Source organism: Gordonia sp. Z-3, assembly GCF_036233855.1.
In the GTDB taxonomy this organism is placed as follows: Bacteria; Actinomycetota; Actinomycetes; order Mycobacteriales; family Mycobacteriaceae; genus Gordonia; species Gordonia tangerina.
Map to the genome: position 1 here is coordinate 197254 of NZ_JAZARS010000005.1, position 12198 is coordinate 209451.

Genomic DNA, 12198 nt, shown 5'->3' on the forward strand with positions numbered 1-12198 from the left:
GGCGTGGCACGCCCGTGACCAACAGTCCTGCCGAATCGCGGTTTTTGTAGCACCATGTCAAGTTATGAGTCCCGCGCCGACGACCTCCGCCAGCAAGCGAGCCGCCAGCAAGGCCACGAAGTCCACCACGACTACTGGTAGCCCGGCGAACAAGTCGACCAAGGCCACCAAGTCGTCGTCCGGGCGAAAGTCCGACACCAAGGCCGCGGGCACCAAGGGGCGGTCCAAGGAACCGGCCAAACGTGCCAAGACCACGGTCCGTGAACCCAAGGCGATCGACAACACGATCTTCGCCGGATACTCGAAAGGGCCGTACGGCAAGGCCTTCGACGAGATGTTCGACGCCGACGGCGAGGTGCGCGCACCATACCGCGGCATCTACAAGGCGATGTCGGCCTACGATACGGCCGACCTCGACGTGCGGGTCGATGCACTCGGCCGCGCGTTCATCGATCAAGGTGTCACGTTCTCGCTGTCCGGCAAGGAACGACCGTTCCCGCTCGACGTTGTGCCGCGGGTGATCTCGGCGAGCGAATGGAGCAAGCTGGAAGCCGGTATCACCCAACGGGTGCAGGCCCTGGAGTTGTTCCTCGACGACATCTACGGCGAACAGGAGATCCTGCGCGACGGGGTGTTGCCGAAACGGCTTGTGCACTCGTGTGAGCATTTCCATCGGCAGGCCGCAAACATCCGTCCGCCCAACGGGGTTCGCATCCATGTCGCGGGTATCGACCTCATCCGTGACGAGAACGGCGATTTCCGGGTACTCGAGGACAACCTGCGATCCCCGTCCGGCGTCTCGTATGTGATGGAGAACCGGCGCACCATGGCGCGGGTCTTCCCGGATCTGTTCTCCTCGCATCGGGTGCGTGCGGTTGCCGACTATCCCAGTCACCTGTTGCGCGCGTTGCGGGCATCGGCGGCGTTCAACGAGGCCGATCCCAACATCGTGGTGCTCACCCCGGGTGTCGCGAACTCCGCCTACTTCGAACATTCGCTGCTGGCGCGACTGATGGGCGTCGAGTTGGTCGAGGGTCGAGACCTCTTCTGCCGCGACAACATCGTCTACATGCGCACCACTGAGGGTGAGCAGCGGGTGGACGTGATCTACCGCCGCATCGACGACGATTTCCTCGATCCGATGCAGTTCCGGCCGGATTCCATGCTCGGCGTCGCAGGCCTGCTGAATGCCGCCCGCGCCGGCAACGTGGTTATCTCGAGTGCGGTCGGCAACGGCGTCGGCGACGACAAGCTCATCTACACCTACGTTCCGGACATCATCGAGTACTACCTCGGTGAGAAACCCTCGTTGCAGAACGTGGACACGTTGCGGTGCTGGCTCGACGACGAGTGCGAAGAGGTGCTCGACCGGATCGACGAACTCGTGGTCAAACCGGTGGAGGGTTCCGGCGGCTACGGCATCGTGTTCGGTCCGGACGCCACCAAGGCAGAATTGAACACGTTGGCCCGCAAGGTACGCAACGACCCCCGCGGATGGATCGCACAGCCCGTCGTGCAGTTGTCGACGGTGCCGACCAAGATCGACGGGGAGGTGCGGCCCCGGCACGTCGACCTGAGGCCGTTCGCCGTCAACGACGGGGAGTCGGTGTGGGTTCTGCCCGGTGGTCTCACCCGCGTCGCCCTGCCCGAGGGATCGTTGGTGGTCAACTCCAGTCAGGGCGGCGGCTCCAAGGACACGTGGGTGCTCGCGTCGGCGCGCTCGTCGGAAGATCGTGAACTCTCCGGGGCGAAGGTGGTCAACGCCAGCGGGGTCGCCGCCGCCCGCCCGGCCGAGAACGCTCCCGACCCGCTGCACACCCAGACCCAACAACAGCAGCAGGGCCTCGAACAGCAGGGTGGTGAGCACTGATGATGTTGGCGCGCAACGCGGAATCGCTCTACTGGATCGGCCGCTACGTCGAACGTGCCGACGACATGGCACGCATTCTCGACGTCGCGATCCACCAGTTGCTCGAGGATGCGACTGTCGACGTGGACCGTCAGGCACGCCTGGTTATCCAGGTTCTGGGTCTGGACACGCCGAGTACCGACGATCTGATCGACGTGTGGGCCCTGACCGAGCGCGTCGCCTACGACAAGGACGCAATCGGTTCGATCGTCGACCTGATCCGGTCGGCCCGGGAGAACGCACGTGGTGCGCGTGAGGTCACGTCCAGCGAGATGTGGGAGTGCCTGAACACCACCTACAACGGTCTCAACGACGCCGAACGTCGGGCTCGCCGGCTCGGCCCGCACGAGTTCCTGTCCTACGTGAAGAACCGGGCCGCCATGTTCGCGGGACTCGCCGACGCCACCCTCAGCCACGACGACGGCTACCGGTACCTGCTGCTCGGGCGGTCGGTGGAACGCGTGGACATGACCATTCGGATGCTGCTGTCGCGCGCCGGCGATCGCGTCACGTCGCCGTCGTGGGTCAGTGTGCTGGTGTCAGCCGGTGCACACGACACCTTCCTGCGCACCTACCGAGGACGGCTCGACGCGGAGAACATCGTCGAGTTCATGTTGGTGGACAGGCTGTTCCCGCGGTCGGTGTTCCACGCGCTGCGGGTGGCCGAGCACAATCTGAACGACCTGGAGAAGCGGCCGAGCCGCGTCGGCACCCAAGCCGAGGCGTTGTTGCTCCTCGGCCGTGCGCGCAGCTCGTTGGAGTTCATCGAACCGGGCAATCTGCTCGAGGACCTGCAGGACCGTCTGCTCGATCTCCAGGACACCTGCCGCGCGGTCAACGAGGCGGTGACCGGCCAATACTTCCATGTGTCGCCGTATGTCTCGTGGGCCGACGCCCGCGTGAGCGATTCGGAGGACCACATGATCGAGGAGAGTGAACTGTGAGCTGGCGTCTACGCGTCGTCCATTCCACCGGATTCGCCTACAAGAGTCCGGTGACGTCGTCGTACAACGAGGCCCGCCTCACGCCCCGCAGCGACAACCGGCAAAACGTCATCATCAACCGGGTCGAGACGGTGCCGGCCACGAGGTCCTACCGCTACACCGACTACTGGGGCACTGCGGTGACCGCCTTCGACCTGCACGCACCGCACGAGGAACTCGAGGTGTCCGGCATGTCGGTGGTGGAGACCGAGGCCGGTGGCCGGGTCCCGGTCGCCGAGCAACGCACCTGGGACGACGTGCGCAGCGACTACGTCGAGGACCGCTACGACGAGATGCTCTCTTACACCGGGTACGTGCCGAAGAACCGACAGCTGGCCTCGGCGGCGACGCGACTTGCCAAAGGGCTCGATCCCGATGCGGCCGTCGAGGCGGTGTGCCGCTACGTGCACGAGGAGATGAAGTACGTGCCTGGCACGACCGGCGTGCACACCACCGCCGTCGACGCATGGAACGAACGCAAAGGTGTCTGCCAGGACTACGCGCACCTGTCGTTGCTGATGTTGCGCAGCCTCGGCATCCCCGCCCGATACGTCTCGGGGTATCTGCACCCGAAACCCGATGCGGCCATCGACAAGACGGTCGAGGGGCAGAGCCACGCGTGGATCGAGGCGTGGACAGGTGGTTGGTGGGGTTACGACCCGACGAATGCCACCGGCATCACCGAGCAGCACGTGTCGGTCGGAGTCGGACGCGACTACTCGGATGTGTCACCCCTGAAGGGGATCTACACCGGTGGCGGGGCAACCGATCTCGATGTCGTCGTGGAGATCACCCGGCTGGCCTAGCGGTCAGTGCCAGCCGAAGTCGGCGCGTAGACGGGCCGCGACCCGGTCGAACCGCGCACGATCGAGAATGGCGCCCTCGCGACGGATGCCGTGTTCGGCAACGACCAGGACCCGGTCGAGCCGAACGAAACTCTCCCGCCGCGACGCATCCCACACCCCGCTGCCGATACCCATCCAATCAGGGTCCTCGCGGTGATACTCCCTGCTGGACAGCATCAATCCGAGGAGATTCGCGCCGGACCGGCCGACAACGAGCACCGGGCGGTCCTTGCCCTGATCGGGATCATCCTCGTAGCGCACCCAGGTCCACACGATCTCGCCCGGATCGGCGGCGCCGTCGAGGTCAGGGGAGTAGCAGATCGCGCGCGCGAGAGTACGTGTCGCAGCGGTACGCGGAGTGAGTCGCATCGCGGGTCAGCCCATCAGGGTATCGAACACGGCGTCGGCGGTCACCGTGGCGGTGGGTGCGCGATCGGGGTTGAGATTGTGGCCGACCTTCTCGATCTCGACGACGCGGGTCGGCGACGGGATCAACGCCACCGCGTCGGCGAGTTCCGCAGGTGTGGCGAACGGATCGGTACTGCCATGCACGATCACCGTGGGCACCGAGATCGACGACAGATGTTCGGTCCGCAGCCGGTCGGGTTTGCCCGGCGGGTGCAGGGGATAGGACGTCAGCAGCAGGCCATCGGCCAGATCCGGATTCTCGGCAACCGCCATCGAGGCCTGCCGACCGCCATAGGAATGACCGCCGACGATCAGCGGAACACCGTCGAGCCGGAACGTCTCGCAGGCCGCGACGATGCCGGCACGATCGGCAGCCGCCGTCGACGGGCTCGGCGGGCCCTTGGGGCGTCGTTGTCGGTAGGGCAGATCGATACGGGCCACCAGCAGGCCCCGCGCGGACAGCTCGTCGGCCAGCACGCGCAGGATGACCGCGTGTCGGTTGCCGCCGGCGCCGTGCGCGAGCACAGCCACCCCGATCCGATCGTGGCCGGGTTCGGTGACCTCGGCCACCACCGAGTCGGCGTCGTACGTATGCGACTCGGGACTGTTCGGAGGGGGCGCGGCAGCCATTGCACAACCGTAGCGGCGAGCGTCGCCGACGCCGACCGTGGCGGGCATGAGAAACTGGACCCAGCGACGTGGTCACCTTCGGCCGCGTCACCATGCCGCACGTCCGAGGAGCAGTTCGATTCCCACCTTCGCTGACACCACCTTCACCGACCCCGCGCGGATCCGGAACTTCTGCATCATCGCCCACATCGACCACGGGAAGTCCACCCTGGCCGACCGTATGTTGCAGCTGACCGGCGTGGTCGAGGAGCGTCAGATGCGCGCGCAGTACCTCGATCGGATGGACATCGAACGTGAGCGCGGCATCACCATCAAGGCGCAGAACGTGCGCCTGCCGTGGCAGGTCACCGAGACCGACGGCGCCACCACCGACTACGTCATCCACCTGATCGACACACCCGGCCACGTCGACTTCACCTATGAGGTATCGCGTGCCCTCGAGGCCTGTGAAGGGGCGATTCTGCTGGTCGACGCCGCCCAAGGCATCGAGGCGCAGACGCTGGCCAACCTCTACCTGGCGATGGACAAGGACCTGACGATCATCCCGGTCCTCAACAAGATCGATCTGCCGGCGGCCGATCCGGACCGCTACGCCGCGGAGATCGCGCACATCATCGGCTGCGAGGCCGACGAGGTGCTGCGGGTGTCGGGTAAGACCGGAGCCGGCGTGGCCGAACTGCTCGACGAGGTCATCCGGCAGGTCCCCCCGCCCGAAGGTGATCAGGACGCTCCGGCGCGCGCAATGATCTTCGACTCGGTCTACGACACCTACCGTGGGGTGGTCACCTACGTCCGTGTCGTCGACGGACGCGTCCTGCCGCGCGAGAAGGTGCTGATGATGTCGACCGGCGCGACACATGAACTTCTCGAGGTCGGCATCGTCTCGCCCGAACCGAAGGCATCCAAGGGGCTGGGAGTCGGTGAGGTCGGCTACCTGATCACCGGTGTGAAAGACGTGCGGCAGTCCAAGGTCGGCGATACCGTGACCACGGCCAAGCACGGGGCCGAGGAGCCATTGACGGGCTACCGGGAGCCGCAGCCCATGGTCTACTCGGGGCTCTACCCAGTGGACGGCTCGGACTACCCGGTGCTGCGCGAGGCGCTGGACAAGCTGCAACTCAACGACGCGGCACTCGCCTACGAACCGGAGACCTCGGTGGCCCTCGGGTTCGGTTTCCGCTGCGGCTTCCTCGGGCTCCTGCACATGGAGATCACCCGTGAACGCCTCGAACGCGAGTTCAACCTCAACCTGATCTCGACAGCACCCAACGTCGTCTATCGGGTCATCATGGAGGACGGGCAGGAGATCACCGTCACCAATCCATCGGACTGGCCTGCGGGCAAGGCCAAGCAGATCTTCGAGCCGATCGTGAAGATGACGATCATCGCTCCGAGCGAGTTCGTCGGGGCGATCATGGAACTTTGTCAGAGCCGGCGCGGTGATCTCGGCGGGATGGACTACCTCTCGGAGACCCGCGTCGAGCTGCGCTACACGATGCCGATGGCCGAGATCATCTTCGACTTCTTCGATGCACTCAAGTCGCGCACCCGCGGCTACGCCAGCCTGGATTACGAGGAAGCCGGCGAGCAGGAAGCCGAGCTGGTGAAGGTCGACATCCTCTTGCAGGGGGAGGCCGTGGACGCGTTCAGCGCGATCGTGCACAAGGATGCGGCCTATGCGTACGGCAACAAGATGGCCACCAAACTCAAGGAACTGATCCCGCGTCAGCAGTTCGAGGTACCGGTGCAGGCGGCCATCGGCTCCAAGATCATCGCGCGCGAGAACATCCGTGCCATCCGCAAGGACGTGCTGGCCAAGTGCTACGGCGGTGACATCAGCCGCAAGCGCAAGCTGCTCGAGAAGCAGAAAGAGGGCAAGAAGCGGATGAAGACGATCGGGCGGGTCGACGTCCCGCAAGAAGCGTTTGTCGCCGCGCTGTCCACCGACTCACTGGGAGACAAGCCGAAGGGGAAGTAGACCGTTGGACAACCGCCGCAACCCGGTACTGGCCGAGAGTCCGCTGCCGCACGGACTGCCCGACTTCGCGTCGATCTCCGACGACGACTTCGTGCCCGCCTTCGGTGAGGCGATGGCGACCCATCTCGCGGAGGTGGAGTCGATCGCCACCGACCCACGGCCCGCGACGTTCGCCAACACCGTAGAGGCGTTGGAACTGTCCGGGCGGGATCTCGCTCGGGCCGGCGGGATCTTCTTCAATCTCGTCGGGCCGGACACCAACCCGCAGCGCAACGAGATCTCCCAGCAACTCTCGACCTTGCTGACCGACCACGCGAACACCATCGCCATGGATCGGCGACTGTTCGAGAGGATCTCGGCGCTGCACGACCGCGCAGACGAACTCGACCTGACCGAGGCGCAGCAACGGTTGCTCGCCAAGCGCTATCGCGAATCGGTGCGGGCCGGCGCCGGGCTCGGCCCGGACGAGCAAGAACAGATACGCCAGATCTCTTCGCGGCTGGCATATCTCAGCACGACGTTCTCGCAACGCATTCTCGATGACACCAATGCCTCGGCGGTGCTCGTCGACAACATCGCCCAGCTCGACGGGCTCTCGGCGGGACAGGTCGCCGCCGCTCGCCGGGCGGCAGCCGACGCGGGACACGAATCCGGTTACCTGCTCACCCTGGAACTACCCAGCAGCCAGGCGGTACTCACGGGGCTCACGGATCGTTCGGTGCGGCAACGGGTCTTCGACGCGTCGATCTCGCGCTGTGCGCGGGGTAACGACCACGACACCCGTGAGCTCGTCCTCGAGATCGTCGGGCTTCGCGCTCGACGTGCCCGACTCCTGGGGTATCGCGACCATGCCGAGTATGTGATCGCCGAGGAGACCGCACCCAACCCGGCCGCGGTCGTCGAGTTGCTGGCCGAGCTCACCGCGTCCGCCCTGCGGGCGGGCGGACGCGAACTGACCCGCCTGAACCGGTTCGCCGACGAGGAGATCGGCTCGGCCGACCTCACCTACTGGTTGGAACGGGAGCGGCGGGCCGCGTCTGCGGTTCCGCTCGACGACTTCGGTGACTACTGCGAGCTCGACAATGTGTTGCAGCGCGGGGTGTTCTATGCCGCGGGCAAACTGTACGGACTGCGATTCATCGAACGAACCGACCTGCACGGCTACCACCCCGACGTGCGGGTGTGGGACGTGATCAACGAGGCGGGGCGCAGCATCGGCCTGTTCCTGGGTGACTTCTATGCGCGCCCGTCCAAACGGGGCGGCGCCTGGATGAACAACATCGTCGACCAGTCGATGGTGTTGTCCACACAACCGATCGTGGTGAACGTCGCCAATCTGACCAAACCCGATGACGGCGCGCCCTGCCTGCTGACGATGGACCAGCTGACCACTCTGTTCCACGAGTTCGGACACGCCCTGCACGGTTTGTTGTCGGCTGTCGACTACCCGTCGCAATCGGGTACGTCGGTGCCGCGGGACTTCGTCGAGTTCCCGTCGCAGGTGAACGAGATGTGGGCATTGCATCCAGATGTGTTGTCGCAGTATGCCCGGCACCACGCCACGGGTGAACCCATTCCGGCGGCGCTGGCCGATGCGGCACGCGATGCGGCGAAGACCGAGAGCGCGCACTCCACGATCGAGTATCTCGCTGCCGCGCAGCTCGATCTGGCCTGGCATCGGATCACCGCCGACGACACGGTCGACGATGTCGCGCAGTTCGAACGAGATGCGTTGCGGGCGGCAGGTTTCACCGGTGACCTGATCCCGCCGCGGTATCGCAGCGCGTACTTCAACCACATCTTCGGCGGCGGCTATTCCGCGGGCTACTACTCCTACATCTGGTCGGAAGTACTCGACGCCGAGACCGAACAGTGGTTCCTCGCCGAGGGCGGACTGCTGCGCGACAACGGCCGGCGCTTCGCCGAGGCAACACTTTCGCGCGGCGACAGCATCGACCCGTTGGCCGCCCACGAGACGCTCATCGGGCGGACTCCACGCATCGAACCGCTGCTCACCCGGCGCGGACTCGTCGCGTCCGAGGAACGCTAGCCGCGGCGATGGAATCCGGGGCCGGTTCTCGTCGCGACAGCCGCGGCGATCTAACGCGGTTCGCTCTGCTCAGTGTCGCGGCTGCCGTGGTCACCATCGCGATGAAGGTGATCGCTTGGCAGATCACCGGTTCCGTCGGTCTGCTGTCCGATGCGGCCGAGTCGGTGGTGAATCTCGTTGCGGCGGTTGGCGCGTTCGTGGCCCTACGGATAGCCGCCCGGCCGGCCGACACCGGTCACAACTTCGGCCACACCAAGGCCGAGTACTTCTCGGCCGTCATCGAGGGTGTGATGATCTTCGTCGCGGCCGGCGCGATCATCGTCACCGCGATCAACCGGTTGATCAACCCCACGGAACTGGAGGCGGTGGGCCCCGGTCTGGCCATCTCGGTCGGGGCCACGGTCATCAACGGCGTAGTGGCGGTGGTCTTGTTGCGGGCCGGGCGACGTCATCGATCGATCACCCTGGAAGCCGACGGCAAACACCTGATGACCGACGTCTGGACCACAGTGGGGGTGGTGTTCGGGGTGTTCCTGGTGGCCGTCACCGGCTGGCTTCGGCTCGATCCGCTCATCGCCATGGCCGTCGCGATCAACATCCTGGTGGTGGGCAGCCGACTGATCTGGCGCTCCGCGGCGGGGATGATGGATGCGGCGCTACCGGAATCCGACCTGGCGGTGATCGACACGACGCTGAGCCCACATCGCGACCGCGGCGTGGTCTTCCACGACATCCGCACCCGTGAGGCCGGACATCGTCGGTTCGTCCAGATGCACATGCTGGTGCCGGGTGAGTGGTCGGTGCAACACGCCCACGACCTCGCCGAAGAGGTCGAAGGCGAGTTGCGGGCCGCCCTGTCACACCTCGACGTCGCCATCCACGTCGAACCGGTCGACGATCCGCGCGCCTACGAGTCCTGGCGCCTGAGCTAGTGTCCCCTCAGTGGTGGGCGGGCTGGAACGTGCCGTGGCTGGCGGCCTCCTCGGCCCGGATCACGTGCATCACCGCGTTGATCAACGCCAGGTGGGTGAACGCCTGCGGGAAGTTGCCGAGATGCTGGCCGGTTTTGGCGTCGATCTCCTCGGCGTAGAGCTTGAGCGGGCTGGAGTAGGAGAGCAACCGCTCGCACAGCACCTTGGCGCGATGCAACTCACCGATCTCAACCAGCGCCGAGACCAACCAGAACGAACAGATGGTGAAGGTCCCTTCCTCGCCGGAGAGTCCGTCGTCGGTCTCCTCGACGCGGTAGCGCAGCACCAGTCCGTTGTCGGTCAACTCGTCGGCGATCGCGAGCACAGTGTTGCGGACCCGGTAGTCGTCCGAGGGCAGAAAGCGCAGCAGCGGGATCAGCAGTGCGGACGCGTCGAGCGCTGGGTCGCCGTAGCGCTGGGTGAACACCCCACGCTCATCGACGCCGTGTTCGAGGATGTCGGCGCGGATCTCGTCGGCGATGCCCGCCCATGTCTTTGCATACGACTTCTCGCCATGAAGGGCGGCGAGCCGGGCGCCGCGATCGAGAGCGACCCAGCACATCACCTTCGACGAGGTGAAATGCTTTGGTTCGCCGCGCACTTCCCAGATCCCGCGATCGGGTTTGCGCCAGTTCTTCACTGCCTCCTCGACCTGTGCCTTCAACACCGGCCACAGGGTCTCCGGGACCGCCTCGCTGGACTTGGTGTTGAGGTAGACCGAGTCGAGCATGGTGCCCCAGATGTCGTGCTGCGCCTGGTTGTAGGCGCCGTTTCCGATACGCACCGGACGGGCGCCGTCGTATCCGGACAGGTGATGGAGTTCTTCCTCCTCGAGGGTGCGCTCGCCGCCCACCCCGTACATCACCTGCAACGGATGGTGCTCGCCGTTGGTGGCCCCCGACACGTCGGCGATGAACGAGAAGAAGTCATCGGCCTCACGGTCGAGTCCCAGGGTGTACAGGCCCCACAGCGCGAACGTGGAGTCACGCACCCAGGCATATCGGTAGTCCCAGTTACGTTCCCCGCCTGGTGTTTCCGGCAACGATGTGGTCGCTGCGGCGAGGAGTGCGCCGGTGGGCGAGTAGGTGAGGCCCTTGAGAGTCAATGCCGAACGCTGCAGATGCGTGCGCCACGGGTGGTCGGGGAAGGTGCCGGCATTGATCCATTGCCGCCAGCACTCGGAGGTCGACCACATCTTCTGCGCCGCCTCCTCGTAGTTCTGCGGCGCGGGCTGTCGTGACCAGGACAGTGCGACGAACTTGCTGTCGCCCTCGACCAGACGTGTGCGGGCCCGGGCCTCGCGGCCTTCGAGCCCGAGCCGGAGATCGGTCGTCAGTTTGAGCGTGGGACCGGGGGCCGTGGTACCCGATCCGGTGGCGATCGCCTCGCCGTAGGCAGGCCCCGAATACTCCCACACTGTCTTGCCACGGTGATAGTCGAATGCCGGTTCGCAACTCAAGGCGAGTTCCACGGTCCCTGAGACACAACGCACCGTCCGCAAGAGAATGTGTTCGGCGTCCCAGTCGGTGGGGGTGCGGCGATGTGTGGTGGACCGACGTTCGTGGTCGTGCCAGGGACCCATCACCAAGGCATCGCGCACCACGATCCACCCGGTGTCGGTCTGCCAGGTCGTCTCCACCATCAGGCTGCCCGGCAGGTACCGCCGATCGACCGGCACGTTCACGCCGTACGGGGCCAGTCGGAAGTGCCCGGCGCTGCGATCGAGGACGGCTCCGAACACGCTGGGCGAATCGGGACGTGGCACACACATCCACTCGACCGAACCGTTACGCGCGATCAGACAGTTGGTCTCGGTGTCGGAGAGGAAGGCGTAATCGCCGATGGGTGGGAACGCGTTGTGGCTTGGTGTGGCGGGCGAGAAGGCCTTTGCCTCCGGGTCGATTCCGGTGGCATCGGAATGCGTGCTGCCGGCGGCGTCGATGTGCGTGGCGTTGTCGATGGGCAGCGCAGTGACGGCAGCGTCTTCCGGTGGAGTCATGGCTATATCATTGCGATCAGGCCCGACCGTCGCCACTCGGCCGACGTCGGGATCTCGCCGGGTTTGAATCAGCCTGAGCGAAACCCAGGTGCGCCCACGAGTCGGGCCGGAAAGACGATGAGGTGATACGTCATGTCGCTGCTCACCTGGTGGGACGGGGTCGAGGAGTGGCTGACCGGTCTCTCGTTCGTTCCGCAGCTGCTGGTGACCCTCGTGGTGGTGATCCCGTTCGCCGTGGTGGTGGCAGCGGTGCTCAATGTGCTGGTCGACGCGGTCTCGACGGTGTTCGATCGACGACGATTCGCCGACGACGATGGAAAGGGGCTGTAGGCGATGTTCCGTTCTCGCGTGACGTTGGCGTTGGTGGCACTCATCGTGCTGGTGATCCTGGCCTGGGTCCTCACCCGCTGACCTGGCCGCGGTAG

General features: G+C 65.6%; 10 protein-coding genes. 7 read left to right on the forward strand and 3 right to left on the reverse strand.

Features of this window, described 5'->3' with window-relative positions; all coding sequences use genetic code 11:
- Positions 1-64: 64 nt before the first annotated feature.
- Genes VX037_RS07705 through VX037_RS07715 form a run of 3 tightly spaced genes read left to right on the forward strand, consistent with a single transcriptional unit; the run spans position 65 to position 3698 of the window.
- On the forward strand, positions 65-1870 hold the full coding sequence (locus VX037_RS07705) for a circularly permuted type 2 ATP-grasp protein (RefSeq protein ID WP_235722650.1): 1806 nt from the start codon (positions 65-67) through the stop codon (positions 1868-1870).
- Positions 1870-2853 (forward strand): alpha-E domain-containing protein, encoded by a 984-nt coding sequence (locus VX037_RS07710; protein WP_235722651.1) that lies wholly within the window; start codon positions 1870-1872, stop codon positions 2851-2853. The genes VX037_RS07705 and VX037_RS07710 overlap by 1 nt, the downstream gene beginning before the upstream one ends.
- Positions 2850-3698 carry a transglutaminase family protein gene (locus VX037_RS07715; protein ID WP_235722652.1) on the forward strand — a complete coding sequence of 283 codons (849 nt, stop codon included), beginning with the start codon at positions 2850-2852 and terminating at the stop codon, positions 3696-3698. The genes VX037_RS07710 and VX037_RS07715 overlap by 4 nt, the downstream gene beginning before the upstream one ends.
- Positions 3699-3701: 3 nt before the next feature.
- Here VX037_RS07715 and VX037_RS07720 read toward each other — a convergent pair whose 3' ends face one another.
- Both VX037_RS07720 and VX037_RS07725 read right to left on the reverse strand, forming a co-directional pair.
- Positions 3702-4106 carry a type II toxin-antitoxin system PemK/MazF family toxin gene (locus VX037_RS07720; protein ID WP_235722653.1) on the reverse strand — a complete coding sequence of 135 codons (405 nt, stop codon included), beginning with the start codon at positions 4104-4106 and terminating at the stop codon, positions 3702-3704.
- A 6-nt stretch (positions 4107-4112) separates the two neighbouring features.
- Entirely contained in the window at positions 4113-4775 is a 663-nt protein-coding gene (locus tag VX037_RS07725) for an alpha/beta hydrolase family protein (RefSeq protein WP_266062870.1), read from the reverse strand.
- A 46-nt stretch (positions 4776-4821) separates the two neighbouring features.
- Between VX037_RS07725 and lepA the strand changes: the two genes are divergently transcribed.
- The 3 genes from lepA to VX037_RS07740 are packed head-to-tail and all read left to right on the forward strand — an operon-like array spanning position 4822 to position 9735.
- Positions 4822-6753 (forward strand): translation elongation factor 4, encoded by a 1932-nt coding sequence (gene lepA, locus VX037_RS07730; RefSeq protein WP_287016761.1) that lies wholly within the window; start codon positions 4822-4824, stop codon positions 6751-6753.
- Positions 6754-6757: 4 nt separating this feature from the next.
- On the forward strand, positions 6758-8803 hold the full coding sequence (locus tag VX037_RS07735; protein WP_328713801.1) for a M3 family metallopeptidase: 2046 nt from the start codon (positions 6758-6760) through the stop codon (positions 8801-8803).
- 8 nt (positions 8804-8811) lie between these two features.
- Entirely contained in the window at positions 8812-9735 is a 924-nt protein-coding gene (locus VX037_RS07740) for a cation diffusion facilitator family transporter (protein WP_287016763.1), read from the forward strand.
- Between the two features lie 7 nt (positions 9736-9742).
- On the opposite strand, the gene VX037_RS07745 is transcribed toward VX037_RS07740, so the two are convergent.
- Positions 9743-11773 (reverse strand): glycoside hydrolase family 15 protein, encoded by a 2031-nt coding sequence (locus VX037_RS07745; RefSeq protein WP_266062875.1) that lies wholly within the window; start codon positions 11771-11773, stop codon positions 9743-9745.
- 132 nt (positions 11774-11905) lie between these two features.
- Between VX037_RS07745 and VX037_RS07750 the strand changes: the two genes are divergently transcribed.
- Entirely contained in the window at positions 11906-12103 is a 198-nt protein-coding gene (locus tag VX037_RS07750; protein ID WP_235722659.1) for a hypothetical protein, read from the forward strand.
- Positions 12104-12198 lie beyond the last annotated feature (95 nt).

Bases quoted from the DNA above. Each gene is read 5' to 3' on its own strand.
- VX037_RS07705 (WP_235722650.1), top strand. From the start codon at position 65: ATGAGTCCCGCGCCGACGACCTCCGCCAGCAAGCGAGCCGCCAGCAAG.
- VX037_RS07710 (WP_235722651.1), top strand. From the start codon at position 1,870: ATGATGTTGGCGCGCAACGCGGAATCGCTCTACTGGATCGGCCGCTAC.
- VX037_RS07720 (WP_235722653.1), bottom strand. From the start codon at position 4,106: ATGCGACTCACTCCGCGTACCGCTGCGACACGTACTCTCGCGCGCGCG.
- VX037_RS07725 (WP_266062870.1), bottom strand. From the start codon at position 4,775: ATGGCTGCCGCGCCCCCTCCGAACAGTCCCGAGTCGCATACGTACGAC.
- lepA (WP_287016761.1), top strand. From the start codon at position 4,822: ATGAGAAACTGGACCCAGCGACGTGGTCACCTTCGGCCGCGTCACCAT.
- VX037_RS07740 (WP_287016763.1), top strand. From the start codon at position 8,812: ATGGAATCCGGGGCCGGTTCTCGTCGCGACAGCCGCGGCGATCTAACG.
- VX037_RS07745 (WP_266062875.1), bottom strand. From the start codon at position 11,773: ATGACTCCACCGGAAGACGCTGCCGTCACTGCGCTGCCCATCGACAAC.
- VX037_RS07750 (WP_235722659.1), top strand. From the start codon at position 11,906: ATGTCGCTGCTCACCTGGTGGGACGGGGTCGAGGAGTGGCTGACCGGT.